Origin of the sequence: Pseudomonas sp. (genome assembly GCF_041601375.1) — a bacterium.
Lineage (GTDB): Bacteria > Pseudomonadota > Gammaproteobacteria > Pseudomonadales > Pseudomonadaceae > Aquipseudomonas.
In genome coordinates this window covers 30,358-52,570 of sequence record NZ_JBFIIG010000009.1, presented here as the reverse complement: position 1 = coordinate 52,570, position 22,213 = coordinate 30,358, and the positions used below count along the sequence as shown (strand labels likewise).

The following is a 22,213-nucleotide window of genomic DNA, read 5'->3' as shown; positions in this document are numbered from 1 at the left end:
TGCAGGACATCGAGCAGTTCGATAAAGAACGGCAGGTCGGCGCTGGGGCCGCGCTCGATCAGGGTCAGGACGAACTCGCCCTGCTCCAGGCTGACGAAGAAGTTGCTGTTCTCGCTGCCCGCGGCAATGCCCTGGAAATCGCGCAGGCGACCCAGGCCATAAGGCGCGAGAAAGGCTTCCAACTCGTGACGCTCTAAGGGGGTGAATACCGACATATCAGAACCGCCAACTTACCATTTGAAGATTTCCCAGGATGGAATCAGCATGTCCGGCGAGTCCGAGCGGACGAAGTTGCCGTCACTGCCATCGGCGCGCACCAGGAAGTAGGGCTTGCCGGTCTTGGGGGTGATTTTGATTGCATAGAGGAAGCCATTGACCCGGTATTCCTCAACGGTGCGGTCGCCTTCCTGGCGGATGGTCACATCCGGCTCGGCCGAGGGTGCATCATCGGCAAATGCCGCAAGCGGAATGACTGCCATCAGGCTGGCCAGCAACAAGCGATTGAGTGTGCGCATGGTAACCTTGTCCCTTTGTTTTCAATGGTGCGGTCATTCTAACGCCGCCCCCGCCGAAAAGGTTGATCCTGCTCATGAGCCAAGCTCCTCTCGTCCTGGTCGACGGTTCCTCGTACCTCTACCGCGCCTTCCATGCCCTGCCGCCGCTGACCACCTCCAAGGGCTTGCCCACCGGGGCGGTGAAGGGCGTGCTGAACATGCTCAAGAGCCTGCGCAAGCAGTACCCTGACAGCCCCTTCGCGGTGGTCTTCGATGCCAAGGGCGGGACCTTCCGCGATGCGCTGTTCGCCGAGTACAAGGCCAACCGGCCGTCGATGCCCGACGACCTGCGCGTGCAGGTCGAGCCCTTGCACGCCAGCGTCAAGGCGCTGGGCTTCCCGCTGCTCTGCGTCGACAACGTCGAAGCCGATGACGTGATCGGCACCCTGGCCCGCCAATGCGCCGGCGAAGGCCGCGACGTGGTGATTTCCACCGGCGACAAGGACATGGCCCAGCTGGTCTGCCCGCACGTTACGCTGGTCAATACCATGACCGGTAGCGTCTATGACATCGATGGCGTGAAAGCGAAATTCGGCGTCGGTCCTGAGCTGATCATCGACTACCTGGCGCTTATGGGCGACAAGGTCGACAACATTCCGGGGGTGCCGGGGGTCGGCGAGAAAACCGCGCTGGGCCTGCTGGTCGGCCTCGGCGGCGGCCTCGACGTGATCTACGCCAACCTCGACAAGGTGGCCGGGCTGCCGATCCGTGGGGCCAAGACCCTGGCGGCCAAACTCACCGAACACCGCGACATGGCCTACCTGTCCTATGAGCTGGCGACCATCAAGCTGGACGTGCCCCTGAACCTGGAGGTCGACGCGCTGCACCCCGGCGCCGCCGATGTGCCCACGCTGATCGAGCTGTACGAGGAGCTGGAGTTCAAGAGCTGGCGCGATCAGCTGTTGCGGCAGAACCAGGGCCAGGTTGCCAAGCCCAGCAAACCCGCCAGCGTCGCCGCGCCTGCCGCCGAGCTGTTTAGCCTGACCGCCAGCGCTGCGCCGCAAGCGGAGCCGGCCAGCGTCGCCGCGGCCGCGGCCCCGGCTGGCTACCTGACGATTCTCGAGCAGGCCCAGTTCGACAGCTGGCTGGCCAAGCTCGAAGGCGCCGAGCTGATCGCCTTCGACACCGAAACCACTGGCCTCGACGCACAGAAGGCGCAGCTGGTCGGCCTCTCGTTTGCGGTCACGCCTGGCGAGGCCGCCTATATTCCGCTGGCCCACTCCTACATGGGCGTGCCGGCGCAGCTCGATCGCGACCAGGTGCTGGCGGCGCTCAAGCCGATTCTCGAAGACCCGCGCAAGGCCAAGGTCGGCCAGCACGCCAAGTACGACATCAATATCCTCGCCAATGCCTCGACGCCGATCGCGGTACAGGGCGTGGCCTTCGACACCATGCTCGAGTCCTACGTGCTCGACTCCACGGCGACCCGCCACGACATGGACAGCCTGGCGCTGAAATACCTCGACCACAGCACCATCCGTTTCGAGGACATCGCCGGCAAGGGCGCCAAGCAGCTGACCTTCGACCAGATCGCCCTGGAACTGGCCGGGCCTTACGCGGCGGAAGACGCCGATGTGACCCTGCGCCTGCACCAGTGCCTGTGGGCCAAGCTGGAAGCCGAACCTGGCCTGGCCAGGGTCTTGCGCGAGATCGAGATGCCGCTGGTGCCGGTGCTGGCGCGCATCGAGCGCCGGGGTGCGCTGGTCGACGCCAAGCTGCTCGGCCTGCACAGCGTCGAGCTGGGCGACAAGCTGGTGGCGCTGGAGCGCCAGGCCTTCGACATCGCCGGCGAGGAGTTCAACCTGTCGTCGCCCAAGCAGCTCGGGGTAATCCTCTACGAGAAACTCGGCCTGCCGATCATCAGCAAGACTGCCAAGGGCCAGGCCTCCACCGCCGAAGCGGTGCTCGCCGAACTGGCCGAGCAGGACTTCGAGCTGCCCAAGGTGCTGATGCAGTACCGCACCCTGAGCAAGCTCAAGAGCACCTACACCGACCGCCTGCCGGAGCAGATCAACCCGCGGACCGGGCGCATCCACACCTCGTATCACCAGGCGGTGGCGGCCACCGGGCGCTTGTCGTCCAGCGACCCGAACCTGCAGAACATCCCGATCCGCAGCGCCGAGGGCCGGCGCATTCGCCAGGCGTTCGTCGCGCCCGCCGGCTACAAATTGCTGGCGGCGGACTATTCGCAGATCGAGTTGCGCATCATGGCCCACCTGGCCCGGGACGAAGGCCTGCTGGATGCCTTCCGCCATGACCGCGACGTGCACCGCGCCACCGCCGCCGAGGTGTTTGGCGTAGCTTTGGACGAGGTCAGCGGCGATCAACGGCGTAGCGCCAAGGCGATCAACTTCGGCCTGATCTACGGCATGAGCGCCTTCGGTCTGGCCAAGCAGATCGGCGTCGACCGCAAGCAGGCGCAGGCCTATATCGACCGTTACTTCACCCGCTACCCGGGGGTGCTGGCCTATATGGAACGCACCCGCGAGCAGGCCGCCGAGCAGGGCTATGTCGAGACCCTGTTCGGCCGCCGGCTGTACCTGCCGGAGATCCGTTCGAGCAACCAGGGCCTGCGCAAGGGTGCCGAACGCACCGCGATCAACGCACCCATGCAGGGCACCGCCGCGGACATCATCAAGCGCGCGATGATCGCAGTGGACACCTGGCTGAGCGAGTCCGGGCTGGATGCCAAGGTGATCCTGCAGGTGCACGATGAACTGGTGCTGGAGGTGCGCGAAGACCTGGTCGAGCAGGTACGCGAGCGGGTCAAGCAGCTGATGAGCGGCGCGGCCGAACTGGCTGTGCCGCTGCTGGTGGAAGTGGGCGTGGGCGATAACTGGGACGAGGCGCACTAAAACGGCGGTTTGACGGGGTGAGTCAGGCGGCGGCTGGGGGCCGCCGTTGCCTGGCTTGTTGGCTCTTAAAACCTTAAGGCATCAAGTACAGATGCCTTATGACCAATAGATTTTAAGACGCTAGTGAACTTTGTGTTTGCTCCACCAGTCAGAATCCACGAACGGCCCAGAAAGCCTTTCGATGCTCCTTGTTGTGTTAAGTGTTGGCAGATATCTGAACCCCGCCCTAACGGTTCAGATCCTTGGATCCCGAGCTTCTCTCTCCCCATATGAGGCTCGGGATTTTTTTTGTCCGCCGTAAACTGCTCGGCCGCCGACTCAGTCTTCGGTTTGCGGCTCGCTCAACGCGAACTCACCCAGTTGCAACCATTCGGCCAGCACCGCCTGGGCTTCTTCGATGCCCTGGCGCTTGGGCGCGGAAAACAGCTGGATGCTCACCCGGTCGCCCCAGCGCTTGCGGATATCCTGCTGCACCTTGAGCAGCGTGGTCTTGGCCGCGCCGAAAGCCAGTTTGTCGGCCTTGGTCAGGAGGATGTGCATGGGCATCTCGCTGGCCGTCGACCAGTCCAGCATCAAGATGTCGAACTCGGTCAGCGGCTTGCGGATATCCATCATCAGCATCAGCCCGCGCAGGCACTCACGGCTGCCCAGATAGGCTTCCAGGTGCTTCTGCCAGTGCAGCTTCAGTGGAATAGGTACTTTGGCGTAGCCGTAACCGGGCAGGTCGACCAGGCGCCGCTCATCGTCCAGGCGGAAGAAGTTGAGCAGTTGGGTACGCCCCGGGGTCTTCGAGGTGCGCGCCAGGCTGGCGTGGGTCAGGGTGTTCAGCGCGCTGGATTTGCCGGCGTTGGAGCGGCCGGCGAAGGCCACTTCGTAGCCCAGGTCGTCCGGACACTGGTCGACCTTGGCGGCACTGATCTGAAAGGTGGCTTGTTGGCACAGGCCGATAATGGGGTTCTTAGCTTGCATCAGGGTATCCGGTGAGGGCGGGCATAATGGAAATTACAGGTGCGCAGCCCTTGCGACATTTGCGCACATCCTGCCGGGCGCTACGCTGCGCGGCAAGCGGCGTCGTTTCCGTTTCAGTGGCGTCAGTATATAATGCCGCAGATTTTGTGTGCGCTTTGTCCCACTCGCAGGATAAGTGTTCATGGGAACGATTGAGAACCTCTGCCCTTAGAAGCAGGACGTTCCCCCTCCCTGATGAGGCCGATCTGATGAAGAAAATGCTGCTTGCCGCTGGTGTGTTGATGTTGTCGCTCAATAGCCATGCCGCCCAGGATCCCGAGGCTGTCTATGCTCGTGCCTGCGGCGCTTGCCATAACGGCCAGCTGCCGACGGCGCCGCAAAAAGGCGACAAGGCTGCTTGGGAACCTCGCTTGGCCAAAGGCATGGACGTGCTGGTACAGAGCGTCACCAATGGCTTGAATGCCATGCCACCGCGTGGCTTGTGCATGGACTGCACCGCCGAGGATTACCAAGCCGTCATACAGTGGATGACCGAGTAAATCCGGCCCATACAGGCCGTTGAAAACGTAGGCGAAGCAGCCGAGGTTAGGCAAAAACAGGCGAAAAAGTGTTGTAAATGAGCATTTTTAGCCGGTTTTTAACGACGCATCGGTAATGCAGGTAGTTTTCCAACAGCCTGATAACTCTTTCTCTCTTAGCCGTAGTTGGATTAGTTGATGAATAAAATACTCGTGAGTCTGCTGTTGACCCTGGGCATCACCGGTTTGGCCCAGGCCGCTGGCGACGCTGCTGCCGGTCAGGACAAGGTCGTCATGTGTGGCGCTTGCCACGGTGCCGATGGCAACAGTGCTGCACCGAATTTCCCGAAACTGGCCGGTCAGGGCGAGCGTTACCTGCTCAAGCAACTGAACGACATCAAGTCGGGTGACCGGTCTGTGGTGGAAATGACCGGTCTGCTGAACAACCTCAGCGACCAGGATCTGGCCGATATTTCCGCGTATTACGCCAGCCAGAACATGAGCGTGGGCGCCGCCGACCCGAAACTGGTCGAGCGCGGTGAAGCGCTGTTCCGTGGCGGCAAGTTGAACGAAGGCATGCCCGCCTGCACCGGTTGTCACTCGCCCGATGGTGCGGGCCTCGATGCGGCCGGTTTCCCGCAACTCGGTGGTCAGCATGCCGGTTATGTGGCCAAGCAGTTGACCGATTTCCGTGAAGGCAATCGCACCAACGACGGCGACAGCATGATCATGCGCGGTATCGCCGCCAAGCTGAGCAACAAGGATATCGAAGCAGTATCCAGCTTTATCCAGGGTCTGCACTGAGCCTCTTGCTAGGCAGGTCGTAAGAACCTGCAATGAAAAGGGTGGCCGCGGCCACCCTTTTTCGTTTGTCAGCCCGCTACAATGATTGGAACCTGGCCCGCAGCACAGAGTCTGATTTCCGACTCGTCGCTGGGCGACGCTTAGGTCATGGAAAGAAATAACTGCTACGTAATGCGCCGGATTTTCGTTTGCCTTCAAGGCCGCTCCTGGGCATCCCTGCCCCCGCGGCATTAGTGGGTCCGTTCACGTCGCACGGCAAGGCGCGCATAGTGGTTCTATGTAAGCGTTGCCGTAACGCCGAAGGCGGACGAAAAGACCAGCAAGGCGTCGTAGTTATTTATTGACAGGCCCTTAACATCCAAGCAAGGAGTACCCCATGCGTAAACTGATCCTCTGCGCCGCCCTGGCCGTCAGCAGCCTGTTCGCGCTGGCTGTTCAGGCGGAACCCGTGGCCGGCAAGAACTATGTCGAACTCACCAGCCCCGTGCCGGTAGCCAAGCCCGGAAAGATCGAGGTGGTCGAGTTGTTCTGGTATGGCTGCCCGCACTGCTATCAGTTCGAGTCGACCATCAACCCCTGGGTCGAGCAGTTGCCCGACGATGTCAATTTCCGGCGTATCCCCGCCCTGTTCGGCGGTGCCTGGAACGTCCACGGCCAGCTGTTCATCACCCTGGAGAGCATGCAGGTCGAGCAGAAGGTGCATGACGCGGTATTCAGCGCCATCCACAAGCAAGGCAAGAAGCTGGCGAGCCCGGATGAAATGGCCGACTACCTCGCCAGCTACGGCGTCGACAAGGACGCCTTCCTCAAGACCTACAACTCCTTCGGCGTGAAGAGCCAGATGGAAAAGGCCAAGAAGCTGGGCATGGCTTACCAGATCAGTGGCGTGCCGGTGATGATCGTCAACGGCAAGTATCGCTTCGACCTCGGCAGCGCCGGCGGTGCCAAGCAGGCCCTGGAAGTGGCCGATTACCTGATTGCCAAGGAACGGGCGGCGCAGTAGGCGCCCCGGGCGTGAACTGAGGTGCGCCGTTGGCCCTCCAGCCGTCCGGTTGGCCTGTGTGACCCGCAGGTCAACCCACGGTGCCCGCCTGCCGACGATTGGCCCTGCGGCGGGCGCCTGCGCCTGCTCAGCTTCAACATCCAGGTCGGCATCAACACCCAGCGCTACCATCACTACCTGACGCGCAGCTGGCAGCACCTGCTGCCGCACATCGGCCGCGCCGGCAATCTGCAGCGCATCGGCACTCTGCTCGCCGATTACGACCTGGTCGCCCTGCAGGAGGCCGATGGCGGCAGCCTGCGCTCCGGCTACGTCAACCAGGTCGAACACCTGGCCCATCTCGGTGCCTTTCCCTACTGGTACCAGCAGCTCAATCGCAACCTTGGCCGTCTGGCCCAGCACAGCAATGGCGTGCTCAGCCGGCTGCGCCCCAGCCTGCTGGAGGATCACCCGTTGCCCGGCCCGCCGGGTCGCGGCGCGATGCTGCTGCGCATCGGCGAAGGCGAGGACGCCATCGTGGTGGTGATGATGCACCTGGCGCTCGGCGCGCGAACCCGCACCCGCCAGTTGGCCTATATCCGCGAGTTGATCGGCGGCTACCGGCATCAGATCCTGATGGGCGACATGAACACCCACGCCAGCGACCTGCTGCTGAGCTCGCCCTTGCGCGACCTCGGCCTGGTGGCGCCGCAGATCGAAGCGACTTTTCCCAGCTGGCGGCCGCAGCGCTGCCTCGACCATATCCTGCTCAGCCCCGACCTGGTGCTGGAGCGCTTCGAGGTGCTGGCCCTGCCGATCTCCGACCACCTGCCGGTGGCCGTGGAAATTCGCCTGCCCGAGACAATCGGTGGCGCGCCGCTGCTCGCACTGGACACGTCCCCGGCATGAACAACGACGCCCAGCGCTGGAAAGACAAATACCTGGCCAGCCTCGAACGGCAGGAAACCCTCGAACAAAGCTGGGATGCGCGGCTCGACCTGCTGCGGCGGGGCCTGGTGCGCAGCAGCCTGGCGGCCGAGGGGGCCGACAAAGCGGTCGACCGGTGCATGCAGGATCTGCGCGAAATCTTGCGCCGCGACGACATGGATGCCGGGCTCGCGGCGCTGATCCCGCGTCTGGAAACAGCCGTACTGGACTCCGAGCAGCGGCGCCAGCAGCGGGTCGGGCAGGTTTCCAGCGCACTGGTGGCATTGGTCGACCAGTTGCTCGAACTGGACCTGCCGCGCGAAGTGCGCAAACCACTGAAAAACTATGCCAAGCAGCTCGATAGCCGTGCCGAGCAGGTGCGCGAACTGCCCCTGTTGCTGGCCGAGTTGAGTGCTCTGCAACAACAGGCCCTGGCAGTGCTGGGGCACGAGCAGCTCGAGCGCCCGGGCTTGCTCCAGCGCCTGTTCGCCGGCCGCACGCCGGCCATCCATGAGCTGCCGCCCGCGCCAGAATCCGGGCCTGTGCCTGTGCCTGTGCCTGTGCCTGTGCCTGTGGCGCCGCTGCCGCCGCTGACAGTGCCATCGGCAGTCGTGCCCCTGGCAGAGCCAGCACCCGTCCGCTCTGTTGACGACGCAACGGCGGGTGCCGTCGGCCAGGCCGCGGAGAACGCCGTTCACGCCCCGGCCCCGGCGGCGAGCGTGCTCGACAGCCTGCCATTGCCTGCCGGCCTGTTGCCGTCGGCGGCGCCGCTGGCAGCAGAGCCGGACGCCGCTGAAGAACCGCTCGAGCCTGTCGAGGCGGATCCCGAGTACGCCCTGCCGTCGCTGCCAGAGCCCGGTTACAGCGCCATCGCCACGCATGTCGAGACAACCCTGCTCGGCCTGTTGGATGAGTTGGCCTTGCCGGAGCGCCACCAGGACCAGGCCGACCTGCTGCGCGAGCGAATTCTGGCCGGGTTGAATATGTATGAGCTGGTGCCGGTGCTGGACGATCTGGCCGTGCTGATGCTGGCCCTCGCCGATGTCGGCCAGCGCGAGTTCGAGGGTTACCTCAAGCAGCTCAATGAACGTCTGGCGACTTTTCAGGGCGGCTTGCAAGACGCCCACGATGGCTACGCCGATTCGGTCGGTGCCGCGCGCGAACTGGATAGCGAACTGCGTCAGCAGGTCGACGGTCTGCACAGCAGCGTGCAGCAGGCCACCGACCTGCACAGCCTCAAGGGGCTGGTGGAGAACCGCCTGAACGGCTTGCTGGGAACCATGGAGCAATACCAGCGCCAGCGTGACGAGCGTGAGCAACTGGTGGCCGGGCGTTTGCAAACCCTGGTCGAGCGGGTGGCGAGCATGGAGCAGGAAGCCAAGGGCTTTCGTCAGCACCTGGAGGAGCAACGGCAGAAAGCCCTGCTCGATCCGCTCACCGGCCTGCCCAATCGCGCGGCCTGGAACGAACGCCTGGAACTGGAAGTGGCGCGCTGGCAACGCTACGGCGGCGAACTGCTGCTGGCGGTGGTCGACATCGACCACTTCAAGCGGATCAACGACGAGTACGGCCACCTGGCCGGCGACAAGGTGCTGAAGATCATCGCCGGCGAACTGCACAAGCGCCTGCGCAAGACCGACTTCATCGCCCGCTTCGGCGGCGAGGAGTTCGCCCTGCTGATTCCGGCGACCCCCTTGGCCGGTGGCCTGCAGCTGCTGGAAACCCTGCGGGCCGGCATCGAAGCCTGCCCGTTCCACTTCAGGGGCGAGCGGGTGACCATTACCCTGTCGGCCGGGATCGCTGCCTTCGCCAGCGCCGAGCGCGGCGAGCAGGTATTCGAGCGCGCCGACCAGGCGCTGTACCGGGCCAAGCGTGGCGGCCGCAACTGCGTCGAGGCGGGCTGAGTCCCCAGGATAGGCGCTGGACACTGGCCACCCCGTGCAGGAGCGGCCGCCCCGCCTACGATGCCGCGTGGTCGCGCAGCAAACCGGGTGCGCGCGGGGCCCGCCGTCGTAGGCGCGGCCGGGCGGCGTTCCGCTTCGGCCGCGAAGCTTTGCTGTGCCGCGAAGAATTCGCGGCTGAAGCCGCTCCTACAGAGGATGTAATAGCCCGTAAAATCAATGATATACGGGTTGTTTGATAAGGGCGTCTAGCCACTCCCAGGAGGGAGGTCTCGATCTTTCCCCATCCCCCGTTCTCCGCGCCCCAGTGGGCCTCAGGCCGCCCTGGGCAGGTAGGGCCGCCAGGTCTCTGGAATCTGTTCCAGACGCGGGTAGTCGAGGGCGTCCAGTTGCCGTTGCGAGAGGAGGAACGGGGTGTGGCGCAAATGCTGGGGCACATGGCGCAGTTCCGGCAACCAGAGGCTGACGTAGGTGGCGTCCGGATCGTATTCGCGGGCCTGGCGCAGGGCGTTGAATGGGTGCGTGTGCCGCGGGTCGCAGGCGACACCGGCGAGGTAGGCCCAATTGCCCCAGTTGCTCGCCGGGTCGTAGTCGATCAGGTGCTCCTCGAACCAGGCGGCGCCGTATCGCCAGTCCTGCTGCAAGTCATTGATCAGGTAGCTGGCGACGACCTGGCGGCCGCGGCTGGACATGAAACCGGTGGCGGCCAGTTCGCGCATATTGGCGTCCACCAGGGGCATGCCGGTGCGGCCCTGGCACCAGCGCCGGTAGCCGTGATCGAGCCGTTGCGGGGCATGCTCCGTGGCTTTCAGACCGCCCGCCTTGAACAGCGCGCTGCCGAGGCGAACCAGGGTCCAGCGCAAGAAGTCGCGCCAGAGCAGCTCCAGCCACAGGCAATAGGTCGAATCGTTGCGCCCGTATTGCGCCTCATGGCGGCGCAACTCGGCCATCACCCGCCGGGCCGAGAGGCTGCCGTTGGCCAGCCAGGGTGAGAATTTCGACGAATACTCGCTGCCGATCATGCCGTTGCGCGTGTCTTTGTAGTGGCGCACACCCTGGCTGTTCCACAGGTAATCGCGCAGGCGTGCCTGGGCCGCGGTTTCTCCGCCGGAAAACGGGAAGGCGCTGGCCGGCACGCTGAGCGGCTCGCCCAGACCCAGCCGGGACAGGCTGGGCAAGGCTTGCAGCAGCGCCTGCGCGCCGTCCGGCAGGGATGGCAGGCGGTATGGCGCGGGGCGCGGCTGGAACACGTGCAGGCGTTCCTCGACCAGGTTCTTGAACTGGCTAAACACATGCGGCAGTCGTTCGAGGGCACAGGGCAGTTCCTCGGCGTGCAACAGGTTGTTGCCGGGCACTTGCTGCAGGGCGACCCCAGCAAGCGCGCCTTGCACGCGGGCCAGTTGCGCGCGCTCGTCTGGGGCGATCTCTTCCAGGGTCAGCACCCGGTCCAGCTCGAACTGTTTGACCAGCCGGGGGATCACCTGCTCTGGCGTGCCCGGCAGAACCAGCAAGTGCGAACCGCGCTGGCGCAGCGCGCCGTTCAGCGCCGTCAGGCTCTCCAGGAGAAAGCGCGCCCGGTGCACGCCGAGCCGGCGGCTGCCGAAGGCGCAGGACTGCAGCTGCGCCGGGTCGAAGACGAATACCGGCAGCAGGCATTCGGCACTCAGTCCGGCCTGCAGGGCCGGGTGATCGTCGAGGCGCAGATCCAGTTTGAACCACAGCAGTGCGCGCATGGTGGGTTCCTCGAACGGCGGTCTGGCAAAATGGCCGGGGCACAGGCGATGGTGCAGCGAGTATGCAACTGCCGCCGATTCGCCTGACGAAGGCGTTTTGCCGACAGACTCACGCCTACTACAACATTAGACTGTCGTGACCTGTCGAGGAGTGCTGCATGGATATTTTCGGTATCGCGGTGTTGATCTTTCTGGTGACCGATCCGTTCGGCAATATCGCGATCTATATCGCCGCGCTGAAGAATGTCGCGCCCAAGCGCCGGCTGTGGGTGGCGGGGCGCGAGTTGCTCTGTGCCCTGGCCTTGCTCCTGCTGTTCCTTACCTTTGGTGACAAAGCCCTCAACGCCCTCGGCCTGTCGCGCGAGGCAATCGCGATTGCCGGCGGTATCATCCTGTTCGTGATCGCCATGCGCATGATCTTCCCCGGCCCGCAGGGGCTGCTCGGCGATACTCCGGACGGCGAGCCCATGCTGGTACCCTTGGTCACCCCGGCGGTGGCCGGGCCCTCGGCCCTGGCGGTGTTGATGACCCTGCGCAATACCCATGAAGGGCCGCTCTGGGAACTCTACGCCGCGGTACTGCTGGCCTGGGCGGCGACCGCCTTCATCCTGTTGCAGGCCTCGTTCCTGCAGCGTTTCCTCGGCCCCCGCGGGCTGACCGCAGTAGAGCGACTGATGGGCATGCTGTTGATCATGCTCAGCGTCGACATGCTGTTGGATAACCTGCAAAGCGTGTTGCATATCCGTCCATGAGAGTCCTTTGCCTTGCCCTGTTACTCATCCTGCTCGCCGGTTGTGCCAGCGGTCCGCGGATCGACGACCGCTACACCGCGATCGGTCAGAACAGCCGGGTGCAGTACATCATCCTGCACTACACCTCGACCGATCTGCCGCGCTCCTTGCGCCTGCTGACCGAGGAAGAGGTCAGCAGCCATTACCTGATCGGCGCTGCGCCGCCGACCATCTACCGCCTGGTCGATGAAAACCGCCGTGCCTGGCACGTCGGCGACAGCCAGTGGCAGGGGCGCACCTGGCTCAATGGCACCTCGATCGGCATCGAACTGGTCAACCAGGGCTACTACGAAAGCCCCACCGGGCGCTACTGGCAACCCTACGCCCCGGCGCAGATCGACGCGCTGATCGAACTGCTCGAGGACATAGTGCGGCGCCATCAACTGCCCCTCGGCAGCATTCTCGGCCACAGCGACGTGGCGCCGCAGCGCAAGGTCGATCCGGGGCCGCTGTTCCCCTGGAAACGCCTGGCCGACGCAGGTCTGCTGCCCTGGCCGGACGCCCAGGCCGTGGCGCAGCAGCAGGCCTTGTTCGCCAAGAGCCTGCCCACGGTGGCCTGGTTTCAGCAGCAGCTGCAGCGTCAGGGCTATCGGGTGCCCAAGCATGGCGAGCTGGATGAGGCCACGCGCAATGTGCTGGCCGCCTTCCAGATGAAGTACCGCCAGGCGCGCTACGACGGTGAGCCGGATGCCGAGACGGCGGCGCTGTTGCTGGTGCTCAACCGCCAGCCCTGAGAGGCCCGGCCCACCCGACAGCTTCGAGCTGGGCCACGTTGGTGATGTTCACCGCCGCCGAGTGTTTGCCGGCGGCTGGCATCAGAGCGGCAGCTCCAGATAGAAGCGCGCGCCCTGTCCCGGTCGCGACCGCACGCCGATGCGCCCGCCGTGCAGTTGGGCGATCTCCTTGCACAGCGCCAGGCCGAGGCCTGCGCCACCGGTCTTGCGGCCGACCTGGACGAACGGCTCGAATACCCGCGCCTGCTGGCTGTAGGGAATGCCCTCGCCATCATCCTCGACGGCCAGGATCACCCGTTGCCCCTGGCGCCGTGCCTGCAGACGGATCTGCCCGTCGACGTGGCTGTGGCGTAGGGCGTTGCCGAGCAGGTTGTCGAGGGCGCGCTCGATCTGCAGGCGATCCAGATCGATCTCCGGCAGCACGCCTTCGACCTCGACACTGAGCGTGACCCCGCGCTCGGCGGCCTGGGCGGCGAAGCGCTGTTGCGCCTGCTGCAGCAGGCGCTCGAGGTCGCAGGGGCGCCTGTCGAGCTGTTGCAGGCCGTTCTGGTAGCGCGAGAAATTCAGCAGGTCATTGATCAGCAGGAGCAGGCGGCGCATTTCTTCGTCGACGGTGAGCAGCAGCTTGCTCTCGCGCGCCTCGGCGGGGAAGTGCAGGCGTTCCTGCAGCAGGGCGAAGGCCATGAGCATGCCGGTCACCGGGGTGCGCAACTCATGCGAGGCGCGCAGGACGAATTCACTGCGTACGCGCTCGAAGGCGCGTTGCTCGGTGACGTCGTGCAGCACCATCACCGCACCGTGAATCCGTTCGTCGCTGAGGCTGACCGGGGTCAGCCGGTAGGTCAGCAGGCGGGTTTCACCGTCGGCTTCGACTTCCAGGTCTTCCGGGGCCTGTTCCAGGCCTTCGCCGCGCATGACCCGTTGCAACTGCTCTTCCAGTCCCGGGCGCTGCAGGGCCTGGCCGATGCTCACGCCGCGCGGTTGGTCGTACCAGCCGAGCTGGCGCTGGGCAACCTGATTGAAGTGATCGAGCAGACCGCCGCGGTCGAAAATCAGCAGGCCGTCGTCGATGCTGTCGAGCACCGCCTGCAAGCGCCGCTGCTCGGTGAGCAGGGTCTCGACATCGCTGTTCTTGAATTGCCTGAGCGACTCGGCCATCACCCCGAAACGCTGGCTCAGGGACGACAGTTCGGCGACCGGTGAAGGCGGCAGGTTGACCTGGAAGTCGCCCTGGCTGATCCGCTCGGCCGCCAGCGTCAGGGCCTCCAGCGGCTGGCCGAAGCGCTGAGCGATGCTGTGCGCGGTGACGAAACCGACCAGCAGCACGGCCAGCCCGATCAGGCCGAGCAGTCCGACAATCAGGGTGGCGCGCTCCTGTGAGCGCTGTTCGGAGCTTTGCAGTTCGGCGAAATAGCGCAGTTGCACGGCATTGATGCGCTCGCGCAGGTCTTCCACCGACTGGCCGAAGGTGGTGGAGCCGAGCAATGCCTGGCGCGCCAAAAAGGGCTTTTCCAGCAGCTGCTCAAAGAGCGCGTAAGCGCGCTGGATCTCGCTCAGGGCCTGGCGGTCGCTGTCGTCCTGGGCGCCTGCGCGGATCTGCTCGAGCCAGTCGTTGAAGCGCCGATCGGAAGCCTGCAAGGCCTGGCGGTCGAGGTTTTCCGGCAGCAGCAGGACCAGCTGCTTGCCCACTTCCAGGCGCAGGCCGAGGGTGGCGTCGAGCATGCTCAGGTTGTGGGTCATCGCCTGGTTTTGCGTCTTGGTCAGCTGCAATACGCTGAACATGCCCAGCAGCAGGCCGAGCAAGGCCACGGTGATCAGTGCGCTGCTGTTGAGGAAGAGCCGGCCGCGCAGCTTCACAGGTTGAACTGCTTGCGTTTGCGGTACAGGGTCGAGGCATCGATGCCCAGGGTCTTGGCCGCCTGGTCGAGGGTTTCGCTGCTGGCCAGCACCGCGCCGATATGGGCTTTCTCCAGTGCTTCCAGGCTCATCGCGGCGCCGACTCGCGGACCGCTGCCGGGCAGCTGCCCACCGAGGCCAAGGTGGCTGACCTCGACCAGTGGCTGGGTGCAGATGATGCTGGCGCGCTCGATCACATTGCGCAGTTCGCGAATGTTGCCCGGCCAGTGGTAGGCCAGCAAAGCCGCGCGTGCCGCGTCACTGAAATCGCGCGCCGGGCGGGCATATTCCTCGACGAAGTGGGCGAGAAAGCGCTCGGCCAAGGGCAGCAGGTCTTCGCTGCGCTCGCGCAGCGGCGGCAGGTTGAGGGTGATGACGTTGAGGCGGTAGAGCAGGTCTTCACGGAACTGACCGTCCTTGACCATCTCGCCGAGGATGCGATTGGTGGCGGCGAGGATGCGCACGTCGGCCTGGCGTGTCACCGGGTCGCCGATCCGCTCGTATTGCCGATCCTGGATGAAACGCAGCAACTTGGGTTGCAGGGTCAGCGGGAAGTCGCCGATCTCGTCGAGGAACAGGCTGCCGCCGTCGGCCTGGTTGACGCGGCCAAGGGTGCTTTCGCTGGCTCCGGTGAAGGCGCCGCGGCTATGGCCGAACAGTTCGCTTTCCATCAGTTCGGCGGTCAGCGAGGGGCAGTTGATGGTCACGCAGAGCTTTTTCGCCCGCCGGCTCCAGCCATGGATGGCCTGCGCCAGCTCACCCTTGCCGGTGCCGGACTCGCCGAGAATCAGGATGTTGGCGTCGGTAACGGCCACCTGGCGTGCGGTTTCCAGGATTGCCATCATGGTCGGGTTGTTCGAGTCGAGCTCCTGCTTGCGGTTGCGCACCTGGCCTTCCAGGGCTTCCAGGCGGGTGGACAGGTAGCGTATTTCCAGTTGTTTGGTCGCCGCCATGCGCAGTTGCTCGGGGCTGCAGGGCTTGACCAGGTAATCCGCCGCGCCGGCCTGGATGGCATCCACGGCGATGTCCACCGCTGACAGGGCGGTGACGATCACCACGCGCATCCAGGGCGCCTGCACGCGCATCTGCGCCAGCACGTCGAGGCCGCTGTCCTCGCCCAGGCGCAGATCGAGGAAGCACAGGTCGAACACCTGGCGTTGCAACAGCGCTTCAGCCTGATGGGCACTGCTGGCCGTGGCAACCTGATGGCCGGCGTCCTCCAGGCAGTAACGGAAGGTGCGCAAGATTGCCGCCTCGTCATCGACCAGCAGGATGCGCCCGCCGGGTTGTGCTGCGTCCATGTCCATCTCCAGAGGCTGAATGTGAGGATTAGTCCCCGCGCTCTCGTGCAAGTTGCATGACGAGTATGCGGCGATCTTGCACATTGCATGCTTGGGCTTTTGGATATATTTAATAAGGTGCTGATATTTATAGGATTAATTTAATCAAAAGAGCTGGCACAAGGGCTGCAAGAGTCCACCCACATAAAGCTGCCGCAGGTAGCTGGTAAGTGGATTCAATAGGAGTTCTGCCATGCATCAGTTGAAAACCCTGGCCCTGGCCACCGCGACCGCCGGTTTGTTTGCCTTCATGCCCTTGGCGGCCTACGCCGAGCAGGGCGATCTGAGCAGCCAGCTCAGTGAAGCCCGTCAGGAAGGTTCGATCTGGACCGCGTTCGCCCTCAACCGTCACCTCAGTCCGTTCAAGATCGATGTGGATGTCGAGAACGGCAGCGCGCTGCTCACCGGCAGCGTGGAAACTTCCGTCGAGCGCGACCTCGCCGAGCAGGTCGCGCTGGGCATCGACGGGGTGAACAAGGTCGATAACCAGCTGCAGATCGATCCGAAGATCGAACCTACGGTCAGCAGTGAACCAACCCTGGCGCAGCGTTTCGACGACGCTACCCTGGTCGCCACGGTGAAATCCAAGCTGCTGTGGAACAGCAACACCGAAGGTCTGGACATCAAGGTGACCAGCGATAAGGGTGTGGTGACTCTGACGGGCAGTGCACAGTCGGCGGCGGCCAAGGAGCTGGCCGGACGCCTGACGGCCAATACCGACGGGGTGCGCCAGGTGCATAACCAGCTGAGCGTCAGCGCCGCCGATACAACAGCGGCAAAAGCACAGCACGCTGCGACTGATGCCAAGGCAGTGATCAGCGATAGCTGGATCACCAGCAAGGTCAAATCCAGCCTGCTCTACAGCCGCAACACCTCGGGCCTGAATATCTCAGTGGAGACCAAGGCCGGGCAGGTCACGCTCGGCGGCAGCGTGCTGAGCCAGGCCGAGAAGCAGCTGGCAATCGAGACCGCGCGCAACATCCGCGGCGTGCGGTCGGTGAAAGCCGCAGGCCTGAAAGTCACGGGTTAAGCTTTCACTGCCGGGCGTTCTCTCCGTCGGCCGTCGTGCAAAACGCCCGGCGGTCGGCGCTGGATCGTGCAAGATGCCCGTATTCGCTGCCGGATTTATTTTTATCTTATTGATCTTAAAGTCTTTTTATTTTCAGTTTAGCTGGCACGCCTGCTGCACTAGTCAAGCTATCAGCCCCAGCCCCAGCCCCAGCCCCAGCATCCATGCCGGCCGGGCAGCGGACAACCCAGGCAAGACTGGGAGGAGTTTCAGGATGAGTCGCCGTTATTTCGATCTCGCGTCAAGCGATAAGTATTTGTTGGTTGGCAGCGCGTTTGTGCTGGCGCTGATTGGCTTGGTGTTGAGTCGGGATGCCGAAGTGACCGCGCCTCGTGCCGTGCTGACGGCTCCAGCCCTACCGACGAGCCTGCCGACAGGCGCCGTGCCGGCGGTACGGCGGGTGCAGCAAATCGGCAGCGACAGTCTGGCGCCAACCTGGAGCGACCCCTCGCGCAAAGCCAGTTGGGTGTTTTAGCCATGTACATGCAGCTGCAGACCAGCAAGGCGGCCCTCTGTGCGTTGGTCTTGCTGCTGGCGACTCTGCTGCTCCTGTCCGGCGTGATGTTCGGCGGCACGGTGCTGGCCGGCCAATGGCTGTGGGGCAATCACGCCCAGGATGATGGCATACCCCGGCAGCAGTGCGGCGGCGGGTCAGGTCGCGACGGGAAAGTCTTTGCAATGCCCGCGCGCGGCAGCGCGACTGTAAATTCGAAGCATATTTTGCAAGACCTCACACACCAAGGAGAAACGCCATGTTGAGCTGGGCCATAACTTTTCTGATCATCGCCATCGTCGCTGCCGTACTGGGTTTCGGTGGTATCGCCGGCACTGCCACGGGTATCGCGAAGATTCTGTTCGTGGTGTTTCTGGTGATGTTCATCGTGTCGTTCATCATGGGCCGCCGCCCACGGGGCTAGCCATCCACGGCGGGCGCCCTGCAATGGGGCGCCGGCAGAGTACTGCGCCCAGCTGAGAGCCAATAGCAGGACGCCATGCTCGGGCAGGGTCGTGTCCGGCTAATCCCCGCCATTCACCACACAACCTGGACGCCGCCACCTTGAGCCGCGTTATCATCCGCGCATCGATTGGGGGTGGATGATGCTGAACGGCTTGTGGCTGGGCTTTTTCGTGGTGGCGGCGCTGGCGGCACTGTCGCGCTGGTTGCTGGGTGACGATCCGGCGGTGTTCGCCGCCATGGTCGAGAGCCTGTTCGCCATGGCCAGGCTGGCGGTCGAGGTGATGGTGGTGCTGTTCGGCACCCTGACCCTGTGGCTGGGCTTTCTGCGCATCGCCGAGAAGGCCGGCCTGGTCGACCTCCTCGGCCGCGCCCTGGGGCCCTTGTTTGCGCGGCTGATGCCCGAGGTGCCGCGCGGCCATCCGGCGCTGGGCTTTATCACCCTCAACTTCGCCGCCAACGGCCTGGGCCTGGACAACGCCGCCACGCCGATCGGCCTGAAAGCCATGCGCGCGCTGCAGGAGCTGAATCCGAGCAAGGTGGTGGCGAGCAACGCGCAGATCCTCTTCCTGGTGCTCAACACCTCGTCCCTGACCCTGCTGCCGGTATCGATCTTCATGTACCGGGTGCAGCAGGGCGCCGACGACCCGACCCTGGTGTTCCTGCCGATCCTCCTGGCCACCAGCGCCTCGACCCTGGCCGGCCTGCTGGCGGTGGCCCTGGTGCAGCGCCTGCGCCTGTGGGATCCGGTGGTGCTGGCCTACCTGATTCCCGGTGCGCTGCTGCTCGGCGGCTTCATGGCGCTGCTCGCCGGCCTCTCGGCCACGGCGCTGGCGGCGCTGTCCTCGCTGCTTGGCAACCTCACCCTGTTCGGTCTTATCCTGCTGTTTCTGCTGGTCGGCGCCCTGCGCCGGGTGCCGGTCTACGAGAGCTTTATCGAAGGCGCCAAGGAAGGCTTCGACGTGGCCAAGAGCCTGCTGCCCTACCTGGTCGCCATGCTCTGCGCGATCGGCGTGCTGCGCGCCTCCGGTGCCCTGGACTTCGGCCTGGATGGCGTGCGCGCCGTGGTCCAGTGGCTGGGCTGGGACACCCGCTTCATCGACGCCCTGCCCACCGCCCTGATGAAGCCGTTCTCCGGCAGCGCGGCGCGGGCCATGCTGATCGAGACCATGCAGAGCTTCGGCGTCGACAGCTTTCCCGCCCTGTTAGCCGCGACGGTGCAGGGCAGTACCGAGACCACCTTCTACGTGCTGGCGGTGTATTTCGGTGCGGTGGGCATCCAGCGTGCCCGCCACGCCGTGGCCTGTGCGCTGTTCGCCGACCTGGCTGGCATCCTCGCCGCCATCGGCGTGTGCTACTGGTTCTTCGGCTGACCGGCGCAGCCATCAGGTTCGACCGCTCAGGGGCGCTTCGGCGCTGTGGCTACCCCGCTGCCGTAGCCCGAATGCAATCCGGGGTGCCGACCAACGTGAAGCAGCCGGGATTGCCGGCTATTCCACTACCTTGAAGCGCAGCACGCCGATCATCTGCCCGGCCTCGGTCATGACCTGCACCTGCCAGTTGCCGAGCGGGTCGCTCGGGAAGTTCTGCTTGTGGGTCCAGGCGCGGTAGCCTTTCTCGCGTCCGCCGTGGATGTCCAGGGCGATATGCTCGCCGGCCCGGCCGTTGTGGCGCCAAACGTGGTAGATGCGTTCGTTCAGGCCGCGCGGCGCGTTGATCGCGGTGTAGGCGAACAGACCCTGGTTTTGCAGTTGCGCGACACTGAGCTGCTTCAGCCTGGTGCCCGGTGCGCGGTTGCGGTCATCGAACTCGGTGGTCACTGCGACATCGGTCAGCCACAGCGTCGCCGGCGGCACCCAGGAGCGCGCCAGCCAGCCGGTCGCCCCCAGCACCAGGGTCAAGCCGACCAGCAGCCCGCCGCGCCACCAGCGCTGCACGGTGATGATCCCAATCAGGCTGGGAAACGACAGGATCACCGCGGTGGCCAGGGCCAGCTGGTAGCTCTGCGGGGTGGTCAGCTTGAAGATGATCGGCAGGGCGGTGAGCATGACCGCGAACAGTGTCAGGGTGTGATAGGCGAGGAACAGCCAGCGCCGCGGCGCCAGCCATTTGTAGTACAGCGGGTCGATGATCGAGACCAGCGCAGCCACCGCCAGCACACCGCTGAACAGCGCCTGGCCGCTGTTCCAGGTGGTGGTGATGAAGAAGAACGGCAGGACGAAGAACAGGCTTTCCTGGTGGATCATCTGGGTCGCGTAGCGCAGCAGCGGCGGCGGCAGCTCGAAGCCGAACCAGCGGGCGATCTGCGCACGCAGGATGTTTTCCAGGATCAGCCACAGCCAGCTGGCCAACATCACCGTGGCCAGCACCTGGGCCAGTTCGGCCTGGCGTTCGACCAGCAGGAAGCTCGCCAGCCCCGAGGCGAAGCCGAAGATCGCCACCAGCCCGGGGTGGCGCTGGAGTAGGGCGAATAGGCTGAGCAGCTGAGTTTTCCAGCGCGCGAGTAGGGTCAAGGGTAGGCTCATGGCAATGGTCGGGGTCGGCGAATAGCGGAGAATACTCCTTGTGCACGAAGCTTGTGTTCAGACCCGCCTGCCGGTCATCAGTGATTGCGCTTCTGCCCCCAGAAATGTTCGACCAGGGCCTGCAGGCGGTCGGTCAGGGCGGCGACCTGGCTGGCGCTGCTGCGGCTCTGGCTGCCGGCCAGCACGTTGCTCTCGCTGGCCAGGCGGATGCCGCTGAGGTTGCGCTGGATGTCGTCGCCGACGGCGCTCTGCTGCTCGACGGCGGCGGCGATCTGCAGGTTCATGTCGCTGATCTGGCCGACCCGCTGGTTGATGCCTTCGAGTGCCTGGGCGGCTTGTAGCGCATGGGCAACGCTGGCCTCGGCCTGTTGCTGGCTACGGCTCATGGCCGCCACGGCGTTGCCGGTGCCCTGCTGCAGGTTGCTGATGATGGCGTGGATTTCCGCGGTGGACTGCTGGGTGCGCGAGGCCAGGCCGCGCACTTCGTCGGCGACCACGGCGAAACCGCGCCCGGCCTCGCCGGCCCGTGCCGCTTCGATCGCGGCGTTGAGGGCGAGCAGGTTGGTCTGCTCGGCAATGCTCTGGATCACTTCCAGGGCGCGATTGATCTCCTGGCTGTGCAACTCCAGCTGGTGGATCACCTGGCTGCTCTGCTGTACTTCGCTGGCCAGGGCGGCGATCGACTGCCGGGTGTGTTCGACCAGCTGCAGACCGCTGCCGGTTTCCAGGTCGGCGGCTCCGGCAGCGCTGGCGCTGAGCTGGGCATGCCGCGCTACCTCCTGCACGCTACTGGCCATCTGGCCGATGGCGCTGGCGACCTGATCGGTTTCGCCCTGTTGCTGCATGGTCGCCTGGCTACTGCTGTCCACCGCGGCGACCAACTGCCCGGCTTCGACACTCAGCTGCCGGGCAGAGTCTGCCATCCGGCCGACCACGGCACCGGTTTCAGCCTGCAGGCTGTGCAGGGCGAAGGCAATCTGGCCGAAACAGTCGTTGCGGCCGGTATACACCAGCTGGCTCAGCGGGTTGTCAGCAATCGCCCGGGCCTGCTCGGTCAAGCCCTCCAGCGGCCGCAGGCCAAGGTGCAGCACGCCGGCCAGCAACCCGGCGAGCAACGCCGTGCCGCCGAGGGCGGGCAGCAGCGGCAGAGTGCCGCCGACCCCGAGCAGCGTGGCCACGATCAGCCCGGGCGCTGCGCAGAGCAGACTTAGACGTTGCGTGAGGCTCAGCCGAGGCGCTCGTAACCGTGGCGGGGTGCGTCCGGCGCGCAGTTCGCCGTACAGGCCCTCGGCACGCTTGACCCCTGGTGCCGATGCCAGCGTGCGCACCGATTGGTATTCCACCACCTGGCCATTGCGCAGCACTGGGGTCGCATAGGCACTGACCCAGTAATGGTCGCCGTTCTTGCAGCGATTCTTCACCAGACCCATCCATGAGCGTCCCGCCTTGAGCGTGCGCCAGAGGTCGGCGAAGGCCTGCGGCGGCATGTCCGGGTGGCGCACGATGTTGTGGTTGTGGCCAAGCAACTCGGCTTCAGTGAAACCGCTGATGGCGACGAAGTCTGGATTGACGTAGCTCACCGCCCCCTTGAGGTCGGTGGTGGAAAGGATATTGGCTTGGGCGTCGACTGCGATGGCACGGCCACTGACGGGCATATTGA

At 64.7% G+C, this 22,213-nt stretch carries 20 protein-coding genes and 2 pseudogenes; 13 read left to right on the top strand and 9 right to left on the bottom strand.

Annotated features, from left to right (window positions below; all coding sequences use genetic code 11):
- Both ABZE94_RS02800 and ABZE94_RS02795 read right to left on the bottom strand, forming a co-directional pair.
- A partial coding sequence (locus tag ABZE94_RS02800) for a phosphotransferase (protein ID WP_372874008.1) occupies positions 1 to 215 on the bottom strand: 215 nt, incomplete at its 3' end.
- 15 nt (positions 216 to 230) lie between these two features.
- On the bottom strand, positions 231 to 515 hold the full coding sequence (locus ABZE94_RS02795) for a DUF2782 domain-containing protein (protein WP_372874007.1): 285 nt from the start codon (positions 513 to 515) through the stop codon (positions 231 to 233).
- A 74-nt stretch (positions 516 to 589) separates the two neighbouring features.
- On the opposite strand from ABZE94_RS02795, the gene polA reads away from it, so the two are divergent.
- Positions 590 to 3,409 (top strand): DNA polymerase I, encoded by a 2,820-nt coding sequence (gene polA, locus ABZE94_RS02790; protein WP_372874006.1) that lies wholly within the window; start codon positions 590 to 592, stop codon positions 3,407 to 3,409.
- A 318-nt stretch (positions 3,410 to 3,727) separates the two neighbouring features.
- On the opposite strand, the gene yihA is transcribed toward polA, so the two are convergent.
- Positions 3,728 to 4,378, bottom strand: coding sequence for a ribosome biogenesis GTP-binding protein YihA/YsxC (gene yihA, locus ABZE94_RS02785; RefSeq protein WP_372874005.1), 651 nt, complete (start codon positions 4,376 to 4,378; stop codon positions 3,728 to 3,730).
- 248 nt (positions 4,379 to 4,626) lie between these two features.
- On the opposite strand from yihA, the gene ABZE94_RS02780 reads away from it, so the two are divergent.
- From ABZE94_RS02780 to ABZE94_RS02760, 5 genes are all read left to right on the top strand, one after another.
- Positions 4,627 to 4,917, top strand: coding sequence for a cytochrome c5 family protein (locus tag ABZE94_RS02780; protein WP_372874004.1), 291 nt, complete (start codon positions 4,627 to 4,629; stop codon positions 4,915 to 4,917).
- A 177-nt stretch (positions 4,918 to 5,094) separates the two neighbouring features.
- Positions 5,095 to 5,700 carry a cytochrome c gene (locus ABZE94_RS02775; protein WP_372874003.1) on the top strand — a complete coding sequence of 202 codons (606 nt, stop codon included), beginning with the start codon at positions 5,095 to 5,097 and terminating at the stop codon, positions 5,698 to 5,700.
- 376 nt (positions 5,701 to 6,076) lie between these two features.
- On the top strand, positions 6,077 to 6,703 hold the full coding sequence (locus ABZE94_RS02770; protein WP_372874002.1) for a thiol:disulfide interchange protein DsbA/DsbL: 627 nt from the start codon (positions 6,077 to 6,079) through the stop codon (positions 6,701 to 6,703).
- Positions 6,704 to 6,724: 21 nt separating this feature from the next.
- The gene (locus tag ABZE94_RS02765; RefSeq protein ID WP_372874001.1) at positions 6,725 to 7,591 is read left to right on the top strand and encodes an endonuclease/exonuclease/phosphatase family protein; all 867 of its coding nucleotides are present in this window, start codon (positions 6,725 to 6,727) and stop codon (positions 7,589 to 7,591) included.
- Positions 7,588 to 9,513 carry a diguanylate cyclase gene (locus ABZE94_RS02760; RefSeq protein WP_372874000.1) on the top strand — a complete coding sequence of 642 codons (1,926 nt, stop codon included), beginning with the start codon at positions 7,588 to 7,590 and terminating at the stop codon, positions 9,511 to 9,513. Before ABZE94_RS02765 ends, ABZE94_RS02760 begins: the two co-directional genes overlap by 4 nt.
- Before the next feature lie 311 nt (positions 9,514 to 9,824).
- Here ABZE94_RS02760 and ABZE94_RS02755 read toward each other — a convergent pair whose 3' ends face one another.
- Positions 9,825 to 11,243, bottom strand: coding sequence for a DASH family cryptochrome (locus ABZE94_RS02755; protein WP_372873999.1), 1,419 nt, complete (start codon positions 11,241 to 11,243; stop codon positions 9,825 to 9,827).
- Positions 11,244 to 11,401: 158 nt separating this feature from the next.
- Here ABZE94_RS02755 and ABZE94_RS02750 point away from each other — a divergent pair, with 158 nt between their 5' ends.
- Both ABZE94_RS02750 and ABZE94_RS02745 read left to right on the top strand, forming a co-directional pair.
- A complete protein-coding gene (locus ABZE94_RS02750; RefSeq protein ID WP_372873998.1) occupies positions 11,402 to 11,995 on the top strand; it encodes a MarC family protein in 594 nt (197 codons plus the stop codon).
- Positions 11,992 to 12,768: an N-acetylmuramoyl-L-alanine amidase gene (locus ABZE94_RS02745; protein WP_372873997.1), complete on the top strand. Its 777-nt coding sequence runs from the start codon at positions 11,992 to 11,994 to the stop codon at positions 12,766 to 12,768. Before ABZE94_RS02750 ends, ABZE94_RS02745 begins: the two co-directional genes overlap by 4 nt.
- Before the next feature lie 81 nt (positions 12,769 to 12,849).
- On the opposite strand, the gene ABZE94_RS02740 is transcribed toward ABZE94_RS02745, so the two are convergent.
- Positions 12,850 to 14,625 carry an ATP-binding protein gene (locus tag ABZE94_RS02740; protein ID WP_372873996.1) on the bottom strand — a complete coding sequence of 592 codons (1,776 nt, stop codon included), beginning with the start codon at positions 14,623 to 14,625 and terminating at the stop codon, positions 12,850 to 12,852.
- On the bottom strand, positions 14,622 to 15,965 hold the full coding sequence (algB, locus tag ABZE94_RS02735) for a sigma-54-dependent response regulator transcription factor AlgB (protein WP_372873995.1): 1,344 nt from the start codon (positions 15,963 to 15,965) through the stop codon (positions 14,622 to 14,624). Before algB ends, ABZE94_RS02740 begins: the two co-directional genes overlap by 4 nt.
- Positions 15,966 to 16,197: 232 nt before the next feature.
- Here algB and ABZE94_RS02730 point away from each other — a divergent pair, with 232 nt between their 5' ends.
- The 5 genes from ABZE94_RS02730 to ABZE94_RS02710 all read left to right on the top strand — a co-directional run bounded on the left by ABZE94_RS02730 (position 16,198) and on the right by ABZE94_RS02710 (position 19,401).
- Positions 16,198 to 17,034 (top strand): BON domain-containing protein, encoded by an 837-nt coding sequence (locus ABZE94_RS02730; protein ID WP_372873994.1) that lies wholly within the window; start codon positions 16,198 to 16,200, stop codon positions 17,032 to 17,034.
- 253 nt (positions 17,035 to 17,287) lie between these two features.
- Positions 17,288 to 17,548, top strand: a complete 261-nt coding sequence (locus tag ABZE94_RS02725) for a hypothetical protein (protein ID WP_372873993.1) — start codon at positions 17,288 to 17,290, stop codon at positions 17,546 to 17,548.
- A gap of 2 nt (positions 17,549 to 17,550) precedes the next feature.
- Positions 17,551 to 17,832 carry a hypothetical protein gene (locus ABZE94_RS02720; protein ID WP_372873992.1) on the top strand — a complete coding sequence of 94 codons (282 nt, stop codon included), beginning with the start codon at positions 17,551 to 17,553 and terminating at the stop codon, positions 17,830 to 17,832.
- Positions 17,826 to 17,990, top strand: a complete 165-nt coding sequence (locus ABZE94_RS02715; protein WP_013789335.1) for a DUF1328 domain-containing protein — start codon at positions 17,826 to 17,828, stop codon at positions 17,988 to 17,990. Before ABZE94_RS02720 ends, ABZE94_RS02715 begins: the two co-directional genes overlap by 7 nt.
- A 181-nt stretch (positions 17,991 to 18,171) precedes the next feature.
- Positions 18,172 to 19,401 (top strand): nucleoside recognition domain-containing protein, encoded by a 1,230-nt coding sequence (locus ABZE94_RS02710; RefSeq protein ID WP_372873991.1) that lies wholly within the window; start codon positions 18,172 to 18,174, stop codon positions 19,399 to 19,401.
- Positions 19,402 to 19,518: 117 nt separating this feature from the next.
- On the opposite strand, the gene ABZE94_RS02705 is transcribed toward ABZE94_RS02710, so the two are convergent.
- From ABZE94_RS02705 to ABZE94_RS02695, 3 genes and pseudogenes are all read right to left on the bottom strand, one after another.
- Positions 19,519 to 20,553, bottom strand: coding sequence for a DUF5924 family protein (locus ABZE94_RS02705; protein WP_372873990.1), 1,035 nt, complete (start codon positions 20,551 to 20,553; stop codon positions 19,519 to 19,521).
- A gap of 77 nt (positions 20,554 to 20,630) precedes the next feature.
- Positions 20,631 to 21,170, bottom strand: a pseudogene (locus ABZE94_RS02700) (methyl-accepting chemotaxis protein); the annotation flags it as partial.
- Between the two features lie 342 nt (positions 21,171 to 21,512).
- Positions 21,513 to 22,208: pseudogene (locus tag ABZE94_RS02695) on the bottom strand (PAS domain-containing protein); the annotation flags it as partial.
- Positions 22,209 to 22,213: the final 5 nt, after the last annotated feature.